The sequence below is a fragment of the Pseudobdellovibrionaceae bacterium genome (genome assembly GCA_023954155.1).
In the GTDB taxonomy this organism is placed as follows: domain Bacteria; phylum Bdellovibrionota; class Bdellovibrionia; order Bdellovibrionales; family UBA1609; genus JAMLIO01.
Genome location: JAMLIO010000005.1, coordinates 144,918 through 164,855 on the forward strand (window position 1 = coordinate 144,918; position 19,938 = coordinate 164,855).

Here is a 19,938-nt window from a genome sequence, read left to right on the forward strand (position 1 = left end):
TAACCATAAATATGCGAAATCCTTTTGACTATTTTGAGGAAAATAAGAGAAAAATCAATCCTCAACTCGGGACACATAAACTTTATTTCCAGAGACACGATCTACGATGACCTTTGTGCCTTTAGGAATAAATCCCCCTTGTCGGCTGGGAAGAGCGGTCCACTCATCTGCATAAATTTTAATATAACCTTTGTTGTTCTCGTCAATATCAGCCAAAGCTAGGGCGGTTTGTCCAATCAGCGAGTCTGAACCTGTGAGATAACGTTTCTTTCTAAACTGCGGACGGATGAATTTGAACGACACAAAGTAGAGAAGAGTGGCAATCAGTGAAAAAATCACCAGCTCCCATGTGAAACTGAGATAAGGAGCGACTAAAGCTGTACCCAAAGCGGCACCACCTAGTGGAAAAAGAAAAAAAGTGGGAGCAAAGGCTTCTAGTCCAAGCAAAATCAGCCCAATCAGCAGATACATGTGCCAGTCAGCAATTGTCATGAGGTCCTCCAAAAGATGGGTCATGGGGTTTATATGCAGTTTGCCGATGTTCCCAAGGAAGATCAACTGATTAAGTGAGCCAGAGTGAGACAAAAATGAAAGCTTAAAAACCAAGCTGTGGCTTTAAAACACGGATTGTAAATGCGGTGTCTGTGATCGCTGGAGAGGGCTCATTGTGCATGAGCATGAAAGTTAAAAGATGCTTTTTTAAGCGCAACTTTTTAAGCTTTAGGAGGTTATAGATGTAGTGCAAAACTCAAGGAGGTTTTATGAGAATCACTGTAACTGCTCTTAAAAGGATTTTGTTATTGTCTGTCGTGACCGCTTTTTTACTGCCTCAAGCAGGTATGGCTAAATCCCACAAAGGACATAAGGACTTTGGCAAAAAAGGCCCTTGTATGAAGGTGAAATGCCGTGGCCTTGAAGGGGAAGCGCTTCAGAGCTGCATGGAAGAAAAAAAGACCTGCATGCAGGCTCATTTTGACGAGAAGCTAGAAAATGCCGAAAAAAAAGGCATTACGGCTGAAAAGAAAGAAAAATGGGTCAAGAGGCTTGAGCACCGCGCGAATAAGCGAGAAGAACGCGGAGCCAGCACCGAGGAGCTTGCCCCTCTGAAAGAGAAGATAGAGCGTGTAAAGGCCTTAAAAGAGAGCAAGAAGTAAAAATACCAGCCAAGGGCTTGACATAAAGCGCGGTATTGCGAGATAAATCCACTTTTGAATGAACTATAATTTTCAGGTTTTGGAGAATGAATGGCAAAGAAATCGAGCATAATTAAGAATCAACAAAAGGCGGAAATTGCTTCTCGTTACCGCGCTAAACGTGCTGAGCTTCGTAAAATTCTTGGCAGCCCTACGGCAAGTTGGGAAGAAAAAGAAGAGGCTCGCAAAAAGATGAACCGTCTGCCAAGACGCTCTATTGAAATTCGTGTGGCTAACAGATGTGCGTTAACAGGTCGTCCTCGTGGCAACCTCAGAAAGTTTGGTCTTTCTAGAATCGCCTTCCGTGATATGGCTAACCGTGGTTTAATTCCAGGCGTCACCAAGTCAAGCTGGTAAAACTGAGCCTAAAGATTTTTAAATCTAAAAAAAACACTCTCCACCGAGGGTGTTTTTTTTATTTTAAGAAAAGAGTTGTCTGTTGTCGTCTCTTAACTCTGTGGATAAAATGTAAGTATGGCCAGCGGACTCTTTGGTATCAGTGAAGACCATTTAGAAAAGTATCAATCCTTAGATGAACGTCTTATCCGTGATCGAGCGGCCACTTTCTTTTTTGAAGCTTCAGGCGAGGCCATGAGTCCTTTGATTATGGAAAAGGACATCTTAATTGTAGACCGTTCTATCCAGCCTGTATCAGGTTGCATTGTGATTGTGCAAATAGAAGGGGAGCTTTTGTGTCGACGGCTCCAGATCACAGACCATGAAGTGGGGCTGTATGCAGAAAACTCTCAGCACACCCCTTTGATCTTAAGGGATGAACAAGATCTGCAGGTGTTTGGGGTGGTGACCTCGGTCGTGCGTGACATTTTACCTAGAGCGACACACGTGTTGGGTCCTCAAAGAAAGGATGGTTTTCGTTGAGCGCTACGAGAGCCAAAGTCTATGCTCTGGTGGACTGCAATTCTTTTTTTTGCAGTTGTGAACGTCTATTTCGGCCTGACTTAGAAGGCAAGCCCGTGGGGGTTTTATCTAATAATGATGGATGCTTTGTCTCTAGAACTCCAGAGCTTAAGGCCCTAGGGGTAGGGATGGCCCAGCCTTACTTTCAGGTTAAAGACCTATGTCAAAAGCATAAGGTGGCGGTGTTCTCGGCCAACTTTTCTTTATACACCAATATTTCTCACCGAGTGATGATGGTGCTTTCTGAAATGGCACCTATTGTTGAAGTGTATTCTGTGGATGAAGCATTCTTAGACCTTACAGGGGTAAGGGATGTAGAACGTCTTGCCACCACTATTAAACAAGAAGTATTTAGAAAAGTAGGCATACCTGTAAGCGTAGGTCTAGGTTCTTCTAAGACTTTGGCTAAAGTGGCCAACCAATGGGCCAAAAGTCATCCCGAGACTACAAATGGAGTGATGTCCCTTCTTGATCCCACAATTCGGGAACAGGTTTTAGGGGAATTCGAAGTAGGGGAAGTGTGGGGAGTGGGACGTGCTTCACAGAGCAAGATGTATAGTCTAGGAATCACAACAGCCAAAGACTTTCGTGATTATAAAAACGAAAAGACCATTCAAAAAATGTTCACTCGTGTCGGGGCTGAGAGGCAAAGAGAGCTGCGCGGAGAGGCTATTTTTGAATTAGATAATGTTTCCATTCCTAGTCAAAGCATTGTGTGCAGTCGTTCCTTTGGCAACCCTGTTTTGAGTTTAGATGAGCTTAAAGAATCAGTCGCTCATTTTGCATCTTATGCGTGCGAAAAGTTACGTCGACAAAAAAGTGCCACGCAAAGATTTTCGGTATTTATTCGCTCTTCAAGTTTTATTGCTTTTGAACAACAGATCCGAAGTGGCCAGTCCATTAACCTTGATGTTCCTACTTCAGATACGCTAAAGGTGATCCGTTATGCCATGCGCGCTTTAGAAAAGTTATATCAAGCAGGTTATAAATATAAGAAAGCAGGTGTGGGACTTTACAGCATACGTTCCCAAGAGCAGTATCAGTTAAGTTTAGTTGAATCGTCAGACACGCCGAAATCTCAAAGGCTGATGCAGGCCGTGGATGAGATCAATTCTAAAGAGGGCTCAGGCACCATTGCGGCAGGAGTGTGTTTTTTAACTCCTAAAAAATGGATCATGAACCATAAGAATCGCTCTCCGAGATATGTGAGTGGTTGGTCTGAGCTGCGTAAAGTGAAATAAAATATTGTAAGACGCTTTTTTTGCTTGTAGTGATGTAGGTAAGATAGAAAAGAGGCGTTATGAAAAAAGAAATCGCAAAACTGATGCGAGGCTTTAAAGAGTTCCAAAAAAATGTTTACAACACGAAAGGCTCTGTTTATGAAGAGTTATCTAAAGGGCAAAACCCCAAGACTTTGGTCATAGGATGTTCAGACTCTCGAGTGGACCCTGCGCATTTAAGTTCGACAGACCCTGGAGAACTTTTTGTTGTGCGCAATGTGGCCAACCTAGTACCTCCTTTTGAGGAGCCCGTGGGAAGTCTACATGGTGTGAGTGCGGCTATCGAGTTTGCGGTGGTGAATCTTAAAGTGGAGTATCTTTTTATTCTGGGTCACAGACAGTGTGGCGGAATCAAGGCGTTGCTTTTCCCCGAAGAGACTCAAGCAGGTGGGTTTGTGCAGCAGTGGATGAGCATTGCTGAGAGTGCTAAGCAAAGGACCCTAGAAACTTTGAACACGGATGATGCCACCGAGTTATGTCGTCATTGTGAAAAAGAAGGGGTGAGAGTGTCCATTGAAAATCTAAAAACCTTTCCCTTTGTGGCAAAGGCTTTAGATGAAGGCACACTTAAAATTTTAGGATTGTATTTTGATCTAGAAACAGGCGAGTTGTGGTCTCTAGATCACGAAACATCAGAGTTTCAATTGGTTTAAAATTGCAACATGGTGGTGAGCATATAAGAAGTCTGCTTGTGTTCAAACTCCACCTCTACGCCCCCAATATCGAAAGCTATATCACGAACGGAACTCATGTAGCGGATCTCGGCACCAACATGAAAGAAGTTGGTGACTTTAAACATAGCTCCGCCAAACACTTGCAAGGACACTCCAAATCCTGATTCATCTATGGGCTTGATGGTGTAAAGTCCTGCGGTTAAACCCCCTCCGATATAGGGGTTGACCATGTATTTGCCTCCTGTGATGTCGGCCGCAATGTTAAGGCCTAGATGCTGAGACTGTAGGGTGAATCCTACACCACCACTGTCATCTTCGTTTTCTCTTATGGCGCCTTCAATTTCTAGGGTTACAGGCCCAATGCTCATTCCAAGAGCAACAATAAGGGGTTGTAAGGCGGTGTGCTCCAGATCCACACTCCCACCAACGGTGGTCTCTTGAACAGTCGTTTTTGAGCCTAAAGCTCCTGAGATTTTAAGATAGTTGGCATGTGCTATAAACGGAAACGCGCTCACTAAGAAAATGAAGAGATGTTTCATAAAGCCCCCATAAGTGGTTTTAATAGGTTAAGTTATAAACAGAATATATCATTAAAAAAAATTAGAATATCTTAGTCGTCTGGCCCTCACCATAATTAGCAAAAGGTCCAGAGAGTACAGGGTGGGTTTGCGCCCATCTTTTGTATATTTATAGTTTTATCCTGAAAACAAAGGGGGGCGTGTAATGATGAGGCTGTCGTGCCCCATAATATCGCTGGTATTTTTGCCACGGACGACAGCAACAGAGTGAGTTCTTGGATGAGACCATCCCGCTGTCCCATAGAATATTTAGCGAGTAGGGGATGGGCCTCTATTTAGTGTTTGTGGGAATGTGTTTTAAGTGAGGACTGAGACAGACTGCACGACTCGACCTCAGGGGCATCATTCCAATCAATGGCAACGGTGGCATGTTCGATATTAAAGTGAGCGTGAAGCTCTTGCTCTACGGCTTGAGCCACCGCCCTTGCATGTTGATCTTCGGTGGGGCGAACATGTAAGGTGGCCAGTGGACGGCCTGAGGTGATCAGCCAAACGTGGACATGGCTAATGCTTTGTAGGTGAGGGACATGTTCTTTTAAATGCCGTTCAATGTCTGTGGGCAAGGCATCTGGAGGAGCGCCTTCAAGAAGAATATGTAAAGAACTTCCTAATAAACCCCAAGCACTTTTAAGAATCAAAAGAGAAACCACAATAGATAAGATCGGGTCAATAGGGGTCCAGTCCGTCAGATAGATCACAAGGGCGGCTACAATAGCTCCTACAGAACCTAAAAGATCTCCAAGAACGTGTAAAACGGCTCCCTTGATATTGACATGCTCACTGCCTCCACGGGTCAGATACCAAAGGACAAACAGGTTGACGAGTAAACCTAAAACCGCAACCCCTAACATGGGACCCGCTAAGACTTCTGGGGGCTTGGTGAAGCGGTGGTAGGCCTCGTAGGCAATCCAAATAACAATGATAAAAAGCGTAAGGGCGTTGATAAACCCTGCAAGTACTTCAAAGCGCAGATATCCAAAGGTGCGGTTTTGATCTGCCACACGACGCCCAAATCTAAAGGCAGCATAGGCAAGAGCTAGGGCTGCGGCATCGGTGAACATGTGTCCTGCATCGGCCAGTAAGGCTAAGGAGCCTGACAGTACACCCCCGATAGCCTCTATAATCATAAACACAAAGATAACGCAAAAAGCGACCAGCACCTTTTTCTCGTCATTGGGGCCTGTGTGGTGAGATGAACTATGAGAGTGATGATGGCCATGATGGTGATGATGTGACATGAAAACCCCAAATTCAGCAAAAGGCTCTTTTTAACAGAACCTCTTATAAAGAATAACGGTCCCCTCAGGGTGAGTCAAATCTGGAAAAGCTGTCGGAAGTTCTTTACTATGTCTCTATGAATTTAGAATTTGCGCAAACCCCAAATGGAAGTCGTATAGGAATTTTAAGTGAATTGGCCAACCGCCACGGTCTGATCACAGGCGCAACGGGCACAGGTAAAACCATCACTTTACAGGTCTTGGCGGAACAATTTAGCACAGCAGGAGTTCCTGTTTTTGTAGCGGATGTGAAAGGGGACCTTTCGGGGATTTCACAGCCTGGAACTCTATCTGAAAAACTTAAAAACCGATTGACCTCTTTAAATATTCCAGAGCCTGAGGTAATGGCTTCTCCCGCCCTGTTTTGGGATGTGTTTGGTAAAAGTGGTCATCCTGTGCGTACTACAATCTCTGAAATGGGTCCTACTCTGTTAAGCCGATTGATGAATCTGAACGACACTCAGGCTTCAGTGTTACAAGTGCTGTTTAAAATTGCAGACGAAGCGGAACTACTTTTGATTGATATCAAAGACTTAAACGCCTTATTGATGTTTGCTCAAGAAAATAAAGACGCTCTTAAGGCTCAGTACGGACATCTTTCGCCTGCATCTATTGGAACCATTCAACGCGCACTTTTAACTCTTGAAGAGCGTGGAGCTAAAAAGTTTTTTGGTGAACCTGCTTTTGACATTCATGACCTTTTACAAACTGACTCTCAAGGTCGTGGGTATGTGCATGTGCTTGCTGCTGATCAACTTTTGCAGACTCCTATTGTGTATTCGACATTTTTATTGTGGATGTTGTCAGAGCTTTTTGAAAACCTTCCTGAAGTGGGGGACTTGGACAAACCCAAATTGGTGTTCTTTTTTGACGAAGCTCATTTGCTTTTTAAAGATGCACCCAAGGTGCTTGTGGAAAAGATTGAACAGGTGGTCAGATTGATTCGCTCTAAGGGTGTGGGGGTGTACTTTGTTTCACAAAACCCCATGGATATTCCTGAAACTGTTCTGGGACAGCTTGCTCACCGTGTGCAACATGCTCTGAGGGCCTTTACGCCTTCGGATCAAAAGGCCGTCAAAGTGGCGGCACAAACTTTAAGGCAAAACCCTGAGTTTTCCGCTGAAGAGGCCATCACGCAATTAGGTGTGGGTGAGGCTTTGGTTTCTGTTTTGGATGTTAAAGGTGCGCCTACGGTTGTCGAGCGTGCATTTATTTTTCCGCCTGCAAGTCAAATGGGACCGATCACTCCAGAAGCACGAGCCGTGCTGATGAGCCAGTCCCCTGTGGCAGGACATTATGAAAAAGAAGTGGATCGCGTTTCTGCTTTTGAGGTTTTAGCTGAGCAAAAGAAAAACACAGACCCGAGTGAGGGCGCTAAGACCCCAGTCGGAGTTCCTACTTCAGCTTCTCCGCAGCCCAATAATGTTCTTAAAGAGATTCTGTTTGGTAAAACAGGACCGCGTGGTGGGCGTCACGCAGGCCTTGTTGAAAAAGCCGCCACCAGTGCCGTGCGAAGTGTGGCCACCAGTATGGCCCGCGAGTTCAGCCGAGGTCTTTTGGGTTCTCTTATGGGTGGAAGCTCAAAACGTAAAAGATAACTAGAATTTCTATGTATTGATTATAAGAATAAAATTATTGAATGTTGAAGTGTCTTAGATCAGGCTCGTATGCACATTACGTTAAATGAATAAAGATTTTGTAACTATAAAAATACATTTAAGCTAAAAGCCATATCATTTAAAAATAAAAAGGCTTCGGGGGGATAATCCTGAAGCCTTACTTTTTAACTCAAATCACCAACTTTTCCTTGATTGTGACACGTGTTGAAATACGTAGCTCACCCGCCAACTCTTTTCTAGCTGGCATCCATCCGTCCCAAAAGTTGCTTATTGGTCGAATTGGTGGACCTGACAGGGATCGAACCTGCGACCTCAAACATGCCATGCTCGCGCTCTCCCAACTGAGCTACAGGCCCACAAACGAAGTTTTATCTATGTCATTAAATGCTAGGCTAGGGCAGTGTGTTGGCAACGCGTTATAGAGCTGTGTGTGTCTGAAGAGACAGGTGAAGTGGGTTGTGACTTTAAGCGTTTATAAAGTGAGCAAAAATATCTTTTCCGAGGCAATTTACCCTGAACGTTCATAAAATGGGCGTGCGCTTTCTGGAAAAAAAGTGCTATAAAACTACTAAATTAAGAGGTGATATATGAAAAAGATTATTTTTACAGAAACGGCTCCAGCTCCTGTAGGGCCCTACTCGCAAGCGGTTCAGTTTGGTCAGGTTCTTTTTTGCTCAGGCCAAATTCCTATTGACCCTAAAACTAACGAAGTGCTTAAGGGCAGCATTGAAGAGCAAACAGAACTTGTGATGGAAAACGTAGGCGCAGTTCTTAAGGCTGCGGGGCTCGGATTTGAAGATGTTATTAAAACTAGCATTTTTATTACAGATATGGGCAACTTTCCTCGTATTAACCAAGTGTATGCGAAGTACTTTCCTGAAGTGGCTCCTGCAAGATCGTGCGTGGCTGTTAAAGAATTGCCGAAGAGTGTGGACGTAGAAATAGAAGTGATTGCAGGATTTCCAAATTAGTCCTAGCATAAACTTATGCTAAGAGTATGGAAGCTCCTTCTTATTTGTATTACTGTTCTCTGTTTGCTTCTGGCGGTGTGGATCGGTATTGATTCCTACCGCTTACGTTATCAAAAAGTGACCTCGTGGTATCAAGATTCTAAAGGGGACTGCGCAATAGTTTTAACTGGTGGTCCTGGACGAGTGCGTGAGGGCTTTGACCTGTTGCAAAGAGGGGATGTGCGCAAGCTCATCATTTCAGGGGTCAATCCTGATGTGCGTCTGTTAGACATCTTCCCCCAGCGTCCCTTTTACCCTTCAGTGCAGAGTTTTAATGTGATCTTAGAAAGTCATTCTCGCACCACTTTTGGAAACCAGACCCACAGTCTGCCTCTGCTGAAAAAATTAGGCTGTGTGAATGTGCTACTGGTAACCTCACAAGTGCACATGCCTAGAGCCCATAGGCTGTTCACCAAAAAATCCGAGGGATTTCATTTTATTAAACATAGCACTTATGCTGAACCCTCGCTGCGCGCCACACTCTATGAATCTTTAAAAAAGGTGTCCTATGAAATTCTTTTTTAAAACTGGTTGGGAGTGGAGCATTGTTAGTTTAATTGGCTGTGGAACAATGTCAGTAGTAGGGGCTGAGGCAAAGGCTAAGATCATTTTCAAATCCAAGGGATACCCAAATGATTTTTGATCTATTCAAAGCCTATTTTTTTTCTAAAAAAAGTGGAAGTTCAGTGAAGCTGATGGCATGGCTGAGTTTAATCGGTATGAGCATTGGTGTTTTTGGTTTGGTTTTGGTTTTAAGTGTTATGGGTGGGTTTAATGAAAATATCCAAGAGCGTCTTTTGGCTTACGACGCTCATGTAGTGGTCTACACCAATGACTCCACCTCTGAAAAGATCATGGAGGTCTTAACGCCTAAGTATGCTGATGCCGAAATTCAGAGATTTGAAACTCAAGATCTCATCCTGCGTACTCATACAGGAATTTTTCAAGGAGCAACTGCCAGAGGACTTTCTAAAGACAGGCTTTTGAGTGTGATTGTGGAAAACGTCAATTCTTTTTCCGCTGGAGAAGAAATCAGAAAGTTTGATGTGGTGATGAACTTTGATCTGGCCACCTCTTTGGGAGCACTTGAAGGGGACATCATTGATGTCATCCCGCCTGAAACTTTGCTTAAGTCCTTAGATGGGAATTTGAATTTATCACAAGTGAAATTGATTGGAACATTTTTTACTCAGCAAGCCGCAAGCAAAGAGTCTAAGATGCTTTTATATATGATTGATGATTCGTCAGCGTCCCACTTCCATACGCATCCGCAAAATATTAAAAAAGGATATGAGATTCTTCTCTCTGATCCTTTAAGCTCTACTGCTGTCAAAAATCGTTTACATAAACAGGGTTATCAAGACGTGGAAACTTGGCAAGATCGTAACTCCAGTCTTCTGATGGCGTTAAAATTAGAAAAGTTAGCCATGACTCTATTTATGGGGCTCAGTGCTGTGATCACAAGCTTGTCGATGATGACCGTGCTTTTATTATTGATTCATAAAAAGCGACAAGAAATGGGCATCCTGATGTCTATGGGACTGTCTGGACAAAAGGTGCGTATGATCTTTGGGTGCATTGGACTGTTACTCAGCTTAACAGGAGTGCTCATGGGGCTTGTGCCAGGGGTTTTGGTGTGTTGGTTTATAGACACTTATCCTCTACAGATTTTGCCTTCCATCTATCAAGACCCTTATCTGCCAGCACGACTCGACCATTGGCTGATCTTAAGTGTGACCTTCTTCTGTCTGATTATTTGTGTTTTAAGTATGATTGTTCCGATTTTTAAGATCTCTAAACTGACTCCTACTGAAGCCTTACGTCCTGCTGTATTAGATTGAGACGGTACAAGAAAATTCTTGCCAGAAATCTAAACTTTTTAAGTCTAAAAGGCGAAAAGTATCATTATGATGAAGTCTAAAAAAGCTATTTTATTAAGTATGTGCGTCATGGTGTGTTTGCTGTTTTATCAAAACTGTTCGACCACCTCGAATATTCACCAAAACCAAAGAACTATCAGCTTGAAATCTAAAGTTGATATTCAGATTTTAGATGATGGCGGAAGCCCATTTTTAAGTTGGAATTTTGAGCCTGGTAATGAGGTGTATTTAAAAATCTCTCCTCGCAAAGGACAATTCTGCCAACGTAGCACCTACTTAAGAAAAGACTTTGAAACCAAGTGGTCAAACCTAATCAGTTCTTTGAAGCCTGTGCGTGGAAGTGCAGCGACCAATACAGTAAAGAGCATATTTAAAATTAAAGTAGACGGTTATGAAATTTCTGTAAGGTCAGAAGACGCTAAGCAGCTGTTGACCCTAATGGAAGAGACTAAACTTAATCATCAATTAAGTGTAACTAATTGTGATAAGATGGCGTGGAGCTTTAATAAGATCACCATTGAAACATTAGCCACCACACCTAATCAATCTAAGTATTTGCAAGTGTTAAAATTGCGCTCTCTAGGTGGCAATGCTGCGGATGTGTCTTTAAAAGAAGAGCCTATTGATATTAAGCACAATTCTAAAGATGCGTTCTGTGATTATGTTTACAGAGAGTATGACAATAACTTCCCCATGCTAAGTCTTATGTTTGCCGCTAACGAGATCAAATCATTAAGCGAAAACAACAGTCGTGGACTTGCGAGTTTAAAAGAGGTGGCTGAAGAAGCTGAAACAGTGGACAGCAATTTGCTGGTCACCATTGATGGTTTCCGTAAGGTGACGATTCCTGCCAACTCTGAACTTCGTGCTTCTTTATCGCAATTCATTCGTGGAGTGAAAGCTTCCAAGCGATCTAAAAAATCTTGCGGCTATGCCATGTAAGGGCTGAGTTCTAGTATTAGATGCTGCTTAAGTCATTGTGTCCCACGAGGTTGCTACCGTGCTGGCGTGGGGATTAGACTTAAAAGCTACGGCTCACTTACAAGTGGTCGTGACCCTTATAAAGAAGAGAACATAACAAGAACTACAATTCTTTAAAAACTTTCACTGTCTCTTAAGGCCGCATTAAGTGAGGTCTTAAGATCAGTGTTCGTACTTCTTGTGCCAATGATCAGAGCACTTGGAATCATATATGTTCCGCTTTTGAATGTCTTAGGGGATGATCCTGGAATCACAATAGAGTTTTTAGGTACACGTCCACGATGGATCACTTCACTGTCACCTGTGACATCAATGATGCGTGTAGAGCCAGTGATGGTCACACCTGCCCCAATGACAGCCCCTTCTTCTATGATAGCCCCTTCAACGATGATGCTTCGACTGCCTACAAAAACATTATCTTCAATGATCACGGGAGAAGCTTGTAAGGGCTCTAGAACCCCACCAATTCCCACACCACCAGAAAGATGCACGTTGGCTCCAATTTGTGCACAAGAGCCGACTGTGGCCCATGTGTCCACCATAGTGCCTGAACCCACGTAAGCGCCGATATTCACATAGCTGGGCATAAGGATGGCACCTGGGCACACATAGGCGCCTTTTCTGACTACAGCATGAGGTACGACTCTTACACCTTCTGTCCCATTCCATTGCTTTAAAGGAATTTTATCTACAAATTTTAAAAGTCCCATGTCTTGAACTTTCATTTTTTTAATGCGGAAGTAAAGCAAAATGGCCTTTTTCGCCCATTGATGCACTTCCCATGTGCCATTGATCTTTTCACATACCCTAAGTTCACCCGTATCCAGAAGATCAATAGTGGCTTTGATGGCATCAATAGAATCCTTAGAGATGTCATCAAATTTATTGCCAGAAAATACAGCTTCAAACTCTCTTTCAATAAGGGGTTTTAAAGTCTCTACAGATAACAAAGGGAACTCCTTTTTTAATTTTTAATCGAAGTTAGTTTTTACCAAAACGGCGTTCACAAGCCTTAAGAGCAGCGTGCAGTGCGCGCACATGCACATCACTGATGATGCTTTGATCTAGGCCGCGTTCAATTTCGTAGGTGAGAGTGGGAATGCCACGGTCATCGGCGGCATAAGCGCCTAAACTTCCTGGGGTGGGGTAACCAATGTCAGGTACAATATCGTATTGGGTGACTTCTTGGATGGCCTCTGCCACTACAGAGCAATCGCCGTTGACGTTGAGCATAGGCTTCCAGCAGTGAAGGGTGATGATAAAATCAGGCGGAGTATTTTCTATAAACTGCACCAGAGCTTGATTCTCAGGTTCACTGCACGCTTCTTTGCCAGGGTAGTAACGGACCTTTTCAAACTCTGCGGTCCAATTTTTTGTGGGGAGATTTCTATTAAGATCCACCCCACGTGCATTTTGTCGAGTCAAAATCAAATTTCCATCCACATTTAAAGTGGGCACAAGTGTGAGGTGCAATTTATAAGGAAACTCTTTAGCCTCCATCAAATCTTTAAGTAAACCTAACGCAGCCGTGGTCCCTTCAATCTCATCCCCATGCACAGTTCCTAAAACAAAAATCTTAGGATCGGCTTCTTTACCCCATTCATAAGCTAAAATCGGTTTCTTCAGAGCCGTTTCACCAAACATATAAGTCTTCATAAAAAATCCACTCCGTAAATCTTTAGATCATCACGAACAAATTCTGAAAAGTTGAAACTCAAATACTAGTCATAAAACCCTATCCAGTAAAGTAGTACTGCGAAACTCCTTCTCTTGGGGCTGAGAATTTATATACCTCCTCAAAATGCTCAGACAGTGACGTTTGGCATGATTTTGCGTTCGCAAAATCATGCCAAGCCGAACTCGCATTTCGATAAGGTATATAAATTCTCAGCCCCAAGAGAAGGAGTGAGCTCGGTGGAAGTGGGTTTTGCAAGTGTGATGATTTTAGAATTTGAGAGATATTTTTGTACGTGATTTTAAATGTTGACCAGTTCAAATTGATTTAAGTTCCACTCTGGGAAGGCTTTTAGGGCTATGGATTTGAAATGTTCAGAGTCATCAGTCAGGCAGATCAGGCTTGAGCTTTTTTTTGCTTGTGAGGGACTCAGTTCTTTTTGTTCTAATGCCTGCTTGATCTTTTGAGTTAAAGCGATGGCCGAGTCGATGATTTGGATGGAGACGCCCTTAGTGATTAAATGTTTTTCTAAACTTGCCTTTAAAAGAGGATAGTGTGTGCAGCCCAGAATAAGGGTGTCGACTTGGGCTTGTATGATATCGTCTAAATACAGATCAAATACAGTGTGAGTAAGAGGGCTGTCCCACAGGCCTTCTTCCACTAAAGGAACTAAAAGTGGACAGGCCGTGGCTGTGTATATGTGGTCAGAAGATAACTTTTGCAGAGCCTTTTCGTAAGACTTCCCCCCGACAGTAGCACGAGTGGCCCAGAGACCAATTTTTTTTGTTTTTGAAACCCTTAGAGCAGTTTCTGCTCCTGGCTCAATCACGCCAAACACTTTGATCTGAGAGGGCACTTGCAGTGCGTGTAAGATTGTAGATGCTGAATTGCAGGCCACCACTAAGGCCTTGATGTTTTTGTTTTCTAAAAAGAAATTTAAATTTTGTTCGACGTAACGTTTGATGGTCTGAGGGGACTTGCTTCCATAAGGTAAACGGGCGGTGTCCCCAAGGTAAATGAAAGTTTCGTTGGGAAAGGCGGATTCAAGTTCTTTTAAAACAGTCAGACCGCCAATGCCTGAGTCAAAGACTCCGATAGGGCGGTCATCAAAAGTACTGTTGGTAAAGCCTTGAAACTTATCAGTGGTCATGAATTACATATTTAAACCATGAGCACGGCTTTCGTAAAGTCCCGAGGGAGTCATGCGCATAAAATGCGAGTTCTCTCTGATCTCAGAAATTTGCGACGCGTTCACATAGGTCATCCCACTGCGCAGTCCACCCATAAGCTCTTCCACCACTGTGGCTGCGGGCCCCTTCACGCTGATCTGGTGGGATTCCCCTTCGGCAGCCATCCCTTTAGGCACGCCACCACGCCAGCTGGCTTGCGCTGATTTAGAGGCCATTCCACGATATAGCTTTTTACCTTGTTTGATATCCCCTGGAGTTTCTAAAGTGCCTGCCAGTAAAGAACCTAACATCACGCTGCTGGCTCCTGCGGCAAAGGCCTTAACGATATCCCCAGAGGTTTTGATTCCTCCATCGGCGATGACAGGAACATCGTACTTATCTGCTTCTAAACTGCAAAGGGCAATGGCTGTCAGCTGAGGCATACCACAGCCAGTGATGATGCGAGTGGTGCACATAGATCCTGGTCCAATGCCCACCTTAATGGCGTCAGCTCCAGCATTGATTAAATCCAGAGTTCCCTGAGGTGTGGCCACATTACCTGCAATGACCTCCACATGGCTCCAACGTCTTTTGATCTCTTCAAGCATTTCAATCATGGCCACACTGTGACCATGAGCAATGTCGATGGTGATCACAGGCACTCCTGCATCAATCAGCTTTTCAGCACGTTCAAGTTCAGAGGTTTGAACTCCCACACTAGCAGAAAATTTAGTGATACCATGGCCGATGAGTTCTTTGGCTTGAGCCACTTGGTCTTCGATAGAGATAAAACGGTGTAAAATGGCAAAGGCTCCGATGTCATTCATGGCTTTGACCATGGCCATCTCGGTGACGGTGTCCATGTTGGCACTGATCACAGGAGTGGGGCAGGTGATGTTTTTGGTAATCTTTGAAGTCAAATCGGGATCACGACGTGATTTCATGGTGGATTTATTAGGGACAATCAAAACGTCATCAAACGTGAGTCCTACTTCTGGCAAATCTTTGCGATGATAAAATTTAGACATATTCTTTTCCCTCCGTCACATCTAAATAAGTCTTAAAAATATAAGAGTGAGTGATTAAATTTAATAAAGTGTAAATAAGAACCTGAGCCACACGCCCCTGCGGTTCAAACATCAAGCTAGCATGGGCATACACAGAGTCCACTACCATTGGCGTTATGGTGGTGAGCACGATCATCACACCAATGAATCCTACTTTTTTTAAAGGGATGGCGTCTAAGGAAAGGCGTAATGGATCTAGGCTTCGATCCTGATGGAAGCGAGGATGGAAAAAAATAAAAAGCGAGGCGAGCCTAAAGCGAGCCTCCATCACAAAACCAGGCAGAACCAAAGCTAAAAACCAAAGGCTAACATGGATCAGGATTCGGAGTTGGGCGGTGACGTATTCCGCGAAATTCAGGGCAACAAAATCCAGAAAAGAGCTTTGAGTGAGTCCCTGTTTTTTTCCTAACTGATGATAGATCATAAAGCTCACGCTCACAGAATAAAACATCCATACCAAAGCGTACCAAACTTGGGTGATAATACGGACCTGAATGTCCTTTAAAGGGGAAAGAGACTGAACGGGGAGCAGGTCGATCAGAAGGTAAGCCGACGCAGTAAGGCCCAGAGTCATTAAGACTACGCCTGGAAACAAAACTCTTAGGAAATGCAGTGTTTTTATACGGGTGAACACTTGTCTAAGCCTAGCTGGCCTTTGGGCCATTAGGAAGTAAAAAAGTCTCAATTTTAGATGTTTTGACGCCGATAGACTTAATGTGAAGTCGAATATTTTAGCAATTTTACTTTCAGGCGGGGTGATGCTCAGTGCTGGGGCGGTGGACGTTCCTAAAGCTTATGCAAATAAAGCCAAAGACCGTCCTCCTGTGACCACAAAGACTTTACCTGAAACCGCAAAAGCCACAACCAAAACAGGAGGGGCGGGAACAGACACTCCCCTTTGGAAGCAAAAAATTGTGGTGAATATCAAAACAGGAGAAAGAACCACTATCGAAGACGTGATGGCGCGAAAGACTGCGGCCACATCCACGATCAACGGAATACCTGCTCCTGGTGGGGGCTACTATTATACTCCAGGGCCTGCAAACCGACCTGTCACAGTTCCTACTTCGGGTGCCGTAGCAGGGAGTACAGTGGGTGGCACGAATGGGCTTGGTTTTATCAATCAGGATATGATGGGTGGAAGCATGATCCTTTTAAGTGGAGCGTCTTTATTCCAACCTCTAGCTAATTTTGGTGGTGGAAAAAATGATGAGGTCTGCCTAGAGTGCGCTAAGCAGGGACCATACACTCCTCCAGCTAGTGATCCTAATTTAACAAATGAAAACACCATCCCTCCAGAGATTCGTCCTGGTTATGAGCTTTTAGTACCTATTTTTAATGAACTGGGGGAGTTTCCATTTACTGTTGATGGAACTTACAACGCGGAATACTTTGCGGCTTTGTATGATGTTTTGATGAGAGAGCCTTTTTCAGAATTGTCGGACCTAGCTAAAGATGAAATGGCAAGCTATTGCCCTAATTACTCCAACCTTGATGATTTGAAAAAGAAAGCTCTAGTCATGTTGATGTTTTCTAATATGATGAAAAATAAAAATGGAAAGTACGAGCCTCGCCGTATTGTAGACTCCACCAACAACGGTCAGACCGAAAAAGGTTATGGTTTGTGTGGCATTCGACCTGAATTTGCCCAGAGCCGTCTGCAACATGATTACAAAAACGTGATCAAAAACAGAGGGACCTATCAAGTGTCTTCATCACAAGTGAGCCGAAGCAGTTATGCCTTACAGGATTTTGGCGTGGCCTACAGTTCAGTGGAAGATCTGTATCATGCCCAGAATAACATTCGCTTATGTGTGATGGAAATGCACTACACGGCTGTCATCCATGCTCAAAACCCTTCAGGTGAGGTCAAACCTTTCACCCATAAGATGGAATTTCTTGCCGATACGGCCACCAAAGAAAAGTTTAAAAACTACTCTTTATGCAAAACCACCGCGAGTGGCGAAACTCCTCCCGATACTTCAGGCGGTGGAACCGTTATCAATTAGGCCCAACTAGGCTCCTTATGGCGTGGTCTTAATTACAAAAACCACAAAAGAGTTTTCAGCCTAAGGGTTATTTGCTATACCCTTGGGCCATGGAGACACGAGTCAAAACCTCTGCAACGATAAACAGCGATCCGCTCAAATACGATCACAAAAAGCCACGAGTGCTTGTGGCGATGAGTGGGGGCGTGGACAGTTCTGTGGCTGCGGCCATACTTGTCGAGCAAGGATACGAGGTGATTGGCTGCACCATGCAGGTGTGGGACTACACTAAAAATCAAGGTTCATCTTGCAGCACAGAAGAAGGGTATGGCACGTGCTGTTCAAGCACTGATGTGGACGATGCGCGTTCAGTGGCGGATCGGTTGGGAATTCCCTTTTACGTATTAAATTGTGAAAGTGAATTTGAAGCGAAGGTGATTGATCCCTTTGTAGCTTCTTATCTTAAAGGTGAAACCCCCATTCCTTGTGTGAATTGCAACACGCATTTGAAGTTTGATCATCTGGTGAAAAAGATGAAGGCCTTAGACTGCGACTATATCGCTACAGGACATTACGCCCAAGTGCGCGAAGAAAATGGAGTCAAAAAGATCATCACCAGTTCTGATGATTGGAAAGACCAGACCTATTTTTTATTTACTCTTGATCCTGAAGTTTTAAATTATTTGATGTTCCCAGTGGGCGAAATGCAAAAACCCGATGTCAGAAAGTACGCTGAAGACAAAGATCTGATTGTGGCTCGCAAAAAAGACTCTACAGGAATCTGTTTTGTAGGTAAGGGAAGTTACGCGGAATTTGTGGAGGGGCGTGTGTCTAAAGACTTGCTGCCAGAAGGGGAGATCAGACTTTACCCTTCAGGTGAAGTGCTGGGACATCACGCAGGTGTGCATAATTTCACTTATGGTCAGCGCAAACGTTTAGGTGTGCACAGCCAGGTGCCTCTTTATGTTAAAAAAATTGAACCTGACACTAAAACGGTCTGGTTATGTGAAGACCAGTATCTTTACGAAGATGAAATGCAGGTTAGAAACGTCAACCTTCTTGATGAAATCGGGGACAATGAAACTTTAAATGTTAAAATTCGTTTCCAACATCGAGGGGCTAAGGCCATAGTTCATAAAAATCCTTCAGGAGTTTTAAGTGTAAAGTTCTTTGAACCACAACGCTCTATTACTCCTGGACAAGCCGCTGTGTTTTACAGGGACAAACAGCTTATTGGGGGAGGCTGGATTGTCTGACCTATCTGAAACACCTAGCGCGCCACATAAGGACCAAGACCTCACTTATAAGATTCACACTTTTGGTTGTAAGGTGAACACCTACGATACCAGTTTATTGCAAAGTAAAATCTCTGCTTTAAAACCCAATGAGGGTGAAAAAGAAGTTCATGTGCATATCTTAAACTCCTGTGCTGTGACCCATGAGGCCACTAAAGAAGCAGGAAAGCTGGCGCGCACATTAAAGCGACAAGATAAAAACGCCATGGTGGTGCTCACGGGTTGTGCGGCCCAGGTGGATAAGAAGTTTTTTAAAGACAACCAAGATATAGATTTGATTGTGGGAAATTCCCATAAAGGGGATTTGGAAGGGTTGATCCTTAAAAAGCTCAACCACGAAATGGATGAAAAGACCCATCAAAGCAATATCTTTAAAAAAGAAGACTTAGAATTTGGTGCAGGTCTTGAAGCCTCCCATACGCGGGCCTTTTTAAAGATTCAGGATGGGTGCAACAGTTTTTGTTCGTTCTGTGTGATCCCTTTTGCACGTGGTAAGAGCCGCAGTGTGGAGATTCAAAAGCTTGTGGGCAAGGTCAACGAGTTTTACGAAAAGGGTCTGCGCGAGGTCATTCTTACGGGTGTGCATGTCGGAGACTATGAAGATCAAGATAAGAGACTTGAAGATCTCATTGAAGCTCTCCTTGCTGATACGGATATGCCGCGCTTTAGGCTTACAAGCCTTGAGCCCATTGAGCTTTCAGATCGTCTTTTAGACTCTTATAAAAACCCTAGGATGTGTCCGCATTTTCATATGAGCATCCAATCCGCCCAGACCCGTGTTTTAAAAGACATGAAACGAAAGTACACCGCAGAAGACGTCAAGCGCAGTCTACAAAAGATTGCCCAGTATGTTCCTAATGCCTTTGTCGGAATGGATGTGATTGTGGGGTTTCCTGGAGAGACTGAGGCTGAATTTAGGGAGACCTATGACCGTCTGGCCTCTTTGCCCTGGACCCGCATCCATGTATTTCCTTATAGCCCACGTCCTCAGACAAGAGCCCTTATGATGGAAGGGGGGCATGATCGTTCTTTAATTTTGGAAAGGTCAAAGCAGTTACGAGAACTCAGTCATCAGCGTTGGAACTCAGAGGCGATGAAACAGGTCGGAACCACCAAAGAGGTCCTTCTGTTATCTAAAAACACGGACCAATACACGCATTCCCTGAGTAGAGACTATTGGAATGTTCTGATAGACGAGTCTGATCTGCAAAAGGCCACCCTAGATCCTATGAGCCAAGAGCTTAAGGTGCAGATCACCGAAGCTTTCCCTACCCATAATGGTCAGGGCTATTTAAAAGCTCGTGTGGTGTTATAGCCAGATAAAATAAAAAATA

21 protein-coding genes and 1 tRNA gene are annotated in these 19,938 nt (G+C 43.9%); 13 read left to right on the forward strand and 9 right to left on the reverse strand.

Annotated features, from left to right (window positions below; genetic code table 11):
• Positions 1-54: 54 nt before the first annotated feature.
• Complete coding sequence (locus M9899_07560; protein ID MCO5114015.1) at positions 55-492, reverse strand: NfeD family protein; 438 nt, start codon at positions 490-492, stop codon at positions 55-57.
• Positions 493-761: 269 nt separating this feature from the next.
• On the opposite strand from M9899_07560, the gene M9899_07565 reads away from it, so the two are divergent.
• From M9899_07565 to M9899_07585, 5 genes are all read left to right on the forward strand, one after another.
• Positions 762-1,154 carry a hypothetical protein gene (locus M9899_07565; protein ID MCO5114016.1) on the forward strand — a complete coding sequence of 131 codons (393 nt, stop codon included), beginning with the start codon at positions 762-764 and terminating at the stop codon, positions 1,152-1,154.
• A gap of 90 nt (positions 1,155-1,244) precedes the next feature.
• A complete protein-coding gene (gene rpsN / locus M9899_07570; protein MCO5114017.1) occupies positions 1,245-1,550 on the forward strand; it encodes a 30S ribosomal protein S14 in 306 nt (101 codons plus the stop codon).
• A 117-nt stretch (positions 1,551-1,667) separates the two neighbouring features.
• Positions 1,668-2,072 (forward strand): S24 family peptidase, encoded by a 405-nt coding sequence (locus tag M9899_07575; protein MCO5114018.1) that lies wholly within the window; start codon positions 1,668-1,670, stop codon positions 2,070-2,072.
• Complete coding sequence (locus M9899_07580; GenBank protein MCO5114019.1) at positions 2,069-3,352, forward strand: Y-family DNA polymerase; 1,284 nt, start codon at positions 2,069-2,071, stop codon at positions 3,350-3,352. Before M9899_07575 ends, M9899_07580 begins: the two co-directional genes overlap by 4 nt.
• Before the next feature lie 59 nt (positions 3,353-3,411).
• Positions 3,412-4,044: a carbonic anhydrase gene (locus tag M9899_07585; GenBank protein ID MCO5114020.1), complete on the forward strand. Its 633-nt coding sequence runs from the start codon at positions 3,412-3,414 to the stop codon at positions 4,042-4,044.
• Here M9899_07585 and M9899_07590 read toward each other — a convergent pair.
• Both M9899_07590 and M9899_07595 read right to left on the reverse strand, forming a co-directional pair.
• The gene (locus M9899_07590; protein ID MCO5114021.1) at positions 4,041-4,604 is read right to left on the reverse strand and encodes a hypothetical protein; all 564 of its coding nucleotides are present in this window, start codon (positions 4,602-4,604) and stop codon (positions 4,041-4,043) included. The two genes, M9899_07585 and M9899_07590, sit on opposite strands and share 4 nt — an antisense overlap.
• A gap of 314 nt (positions 4,605-4,918) precedes the next feature.
• Positions 4,919-5,881, reverse strand: coding sequence for a cation diffusion facilitator family transporter (locus tag M9899_07595; protein ID MCO5114022.1), 963 nt, complete (start codon positions 5,879-5,881; stop codon positions 4,919-4,921).
• Between the two features lie 116 nt (positions 5,882-5,997).
• Here M9899_07595 and M9899_07600 point away from each other — a divergent pair, with 116 nt between their 5' ends.
• Positions 5,998-7,518, forward strand: coding sequence for a DUF853 domain-containing protein (locus M9899_07600; GenBank protein ID MCO5114023.1), 1,521 nt, complete (start codon positions 5,998-6,000; stop codon positions 7,516-7,518).
• Positions 7,519-7,819: 301 nt separating this feature from the next.
• Here the strand turns inward: M9899_07600 and M9899_07605 are convergent.
• Positions 7,820-7,895 (reverse strand) — tRNA-Ala (locus M9899_07605).
• A 231-nt stretch (positions 7,896-8,126) separates the two neighbouring features.
• Here M9899_07605 and M9899_07610 point away from each other — a divergent pair.
• From M9899_07610 to M9899_07625, 4 genes are all read left to right on the forward strand, one after another.
• The gene (locus tag M9899_07610; GenBank protein ID MCO5114024.1) at positions 8,127-8,510 is read left to right on the forward strand and encodes a RidA family protein; all 384 of its coding nucleotides are present in this window, start codon (positions 8,127-8,129) and stop codon (positions 8,508-8,510) included.
• A 15-nt stretch (positions 8,511-8,525) separates the two neighbouring features.
• Positions 8,526-9,074, forward strand: coding sequence for a YdcF family protein (locus M9899_07615; protein ID MCO5114025.1), 549 nt, complete (start codon positions 8,526-8,528; stop codon positions 9,072-9,074).
• A 107-nt stretch (positions 9,075-9,181) separates the two neighbouring features.
• Entirely contained in the window at positions 9,182-10,390 is a 1,209-nt protein-coding gene (locus M9899_07620) for an FtsX-like permease family protein (GenBank protein ID MCO5114026.1), read from the forward strand.
• A 66-nt stretch (positions 10,391-10,456) separates the two neighbouring features.
• The gene (locus M9899_07625) at positions 10,457-11,371 is read left to right on the forward strand and encodes a hypothetical protein (GenBank protein MCO5114027.1); all 915 of its coding nucleotides are present in this window, start codon (positions 10,457-10,459) and stop codon (positions 11,369-11,371) included.
• 152 nt (positions 11,372-11,523) lie between these two features.
• On the opposite strand, the gene M9899_07630 is transcribed toward M9899_07625, so the two are convergent.
• The 5 genes from M9899_07630 to M9899_07650 form a co-directional block, all read right to left on the reverse strand.
• Entirely contained in the window at positions 11,524-12,360 is an 837-nt protein-coding gene (locus M9899_07630) for a 2,3,4,5-tetrahydropyridine-2,6-dicarboxylate N-succinyltransferase (GenBank protein MCO5114028.1), read from the reverse strand.
• A gap of 31 nt (positions 12,361-12,391) precedes the next feature.
• A complete protein-coding gene (locus M9899_07635) occupies positions 12,392-13,066 on the reverse strand; it encodes a succinylglutamate desuccinylase/aspartoacylase family protein (GenBank protein ID MCO5114029.1) in 675 nt (224 codons plus the stop codon).
• A gap of 320 nt (positions 13,067-13,386) precedes the next feature.
• A complete protein-coding gene (gene murI / locus M9899_07640; protein MCO5114030.1) occupies positions 13,387-14,235 on the reverse strand; it encodes a glutamate racemase in 849 nt (282 codons plus the stop codon).
• 3 nt (positions 14,236-14,238) lie between these two features.
• On the reverse strand, positions 14,239-15,282 hold the full coding sequence (locus M9899_07645; GenBank protein ID MCO5114031.1) for an IMP dehydrogenase: 1,044 nt from the start codon (positions 15,280-15,282) through the stop codon (positions 14,239-14,241).
• A complete protein-coding gene (locus tag M9899_07650) occupies positions 15,275-15,895 on the reverse strand; it encodes a hypothetical protein (protein MCO5114032.1) in 621 nt (206 codons plus the stop codon). The genes M9899_07645 and M9899_07650 overlap by 8 nt, the downstream gene beginning before the upstream one ends.
• 142 nt (positions 15,896-16,037) lie before the next feature.
• Here M9899_07650 and M9899_07655 point away from each other — a divergent pair, with 142 nt between their 5' ends.
• The 3 genes from M9899_07655 (at position 16,038) to mtaB (ending at position 19,919) form a co-directional block, all read left to right on the forward strand.
• Entirely contained in the window at positions 16,038-17,330 is a 1,293-nt protein-coding gene (locus M9899_07655) for a hypothetical protein (GenBank protein MCO5114033.1), read from the forward strand.
• Positions 17,331-17,419: 89 nt separating this feature from the next.
• Positions 17,420-18,565 (forward strand): tRNA 2-thiouridine(34) synthase MnmA, encoded by a 1,146-nt coding sequence (gene mnmA, locus M9899_07660; GenBank protein MCO5114034.1) that lies wholly within the window; start codon positions 17,420-17,422, stop codon positions 18,563-18,565.
• Positions 18,558-19,919 (forward strand): tRNA (N(6)-L-threonylcarbamoyladenosine(37)-C(2))-methylthiotransferase MtaB, encoded by a 1,362-nt coding sequence (mtaB, locus tag M9899_07665; GenBank protein MCO5114035.1) that lies wholly within the window; start codon positions 18,558-18,560, stop codon positions 19,917-19,919. The genes mnmA and mtaB overlap by 8 nt, the downstream gene beginning before the upstream one ends.
• The last annotated feature ends 19 nt before the right edge of the window (positions 19,920-19,938 follow it).

What these genes read in the sequence shown, in the direction of transcription:
- M9899_07620 (MCO5114026.1), top strand. Translation starts at nt 9,182, where the DNA reads ATGATTTTTGATCTATTCAAAGCCTATTTTTTTTCTAAAAAAAGTGGA.
- murI (MCO5114030.1), bottom strand. Translation starts at nt 14,235, where the DNA reads ATGACCACTGATAAGTTTCAAGGCTTTACCAACAGTACTTTTGATGAC.
- rpsN (MCO5114017.1), top strand. Translation starts at nt 1,245, where the DNA reads ATGGCAAAGAAATCGAGCATAATTAAGAATCAACAAAAGGCGGAAATT.
- M9899_07625 (MCO5114027.1), top strand. Translation starts at nt 10,457, where the DNA reads ATGATGAAGTCTAAAAAAGCTATTTTATTAAGTATGTGCGTCATGGTG.
- M9899_07610 (MCO5114024.1), top strand. Translation starts at nt 8,127, where the DNA reads ATGAAAAAGATTATTTTTACAGAAACGGCTCCAGCTCCTGTAGGGCCC.
- M9899_07600 (MCO5114023.1), top strand. Translation starts at nt 5,998, where the DNA reads ATGAATTTAGAATTTGCGCAAACCCCAAATGGAAGTCGTATAGGAATT.
- M9899_07575 (MCO5114018.1), top strand. Translation starts at nt 1,668, where the DNA reads ATGGCCAGCGGACTCTTTGGTATCAGTGAAGACCATTTAGAAAAGTAT.
- M9899_07645 (MCO5114031.1), bottom strand. Translation starts at nt 15,282, where the DNA reads ATGTCTAAATTTTATCATCGCAAAGATTTGCCAGAAGTAGGACTCACG.
- M9899_07560 (MCO5114015.1), bottom strand. Translation starts at nt 492, where the DNA reads ATGACAATTGCTGACTGGCACATGTATCTGCTGATTGGGCTGATTTTG.
- M9899_07650 (MCO5114032.1), bottom strand. Translation starts at nt 15,895, where the DNA reads ATGACTCTGGGCCTTACTGCGTCGGCTTACCTTCTGATCGACCTGCTC.
- M9899_07635 (MCO5114029.1), bottom strand. Translation starts at nt 13,066, where the DNA reads ATGAAGACTTATATGTTTGGTGAAACGGCTCTGAAGAAACCGATTTTA.
- M9899_07565 (MCO5114016.1), top strand. Translation starts at nt 762, where the DNA reads ATGAGAATCACTGTAACTGCTCTTAAAAGGATTTTGTTATTGTCTGTC.
- M9899_07595 (MCO5114022.1), bottom strand. Translation starts at nt 5,881, where the DNA reads ATGTCACATCATCACCATCATGGCCATCATCACTCTCATAGTTCATCT.
- M9899_07615 (MCO5114025.1), top strand. Translation starts at nt 8,526, where the DNA reads ATGCTAAGAGTATGGAAGCTCCTTCTTATTTGTATTACTGTTCTCTGT.
- M9899_07590 (MCO5114021.1), bottom strand. Translation starts at nt 4,604, where the DNA reads ATGAAACATCTCTTCATTTTCTTAGTGAGCGCGTTTCCGTTTATAGCA.
- M9899_07585 (MCO5114020.1), top strand. Translation starts at nt 3,412, where the DNA reads ATGAAAAAAGAAATCGCAAAACTGATGCGAGGCTTTAAAGAGTTCCAA.
- mnmA (MCO5114034.1), top strand. Translation starts at nt 17,420, where the DNA reads ATGGAGACACGAGTCAAAACCTCTGCAACGATAAACAGCGATCCGCTC.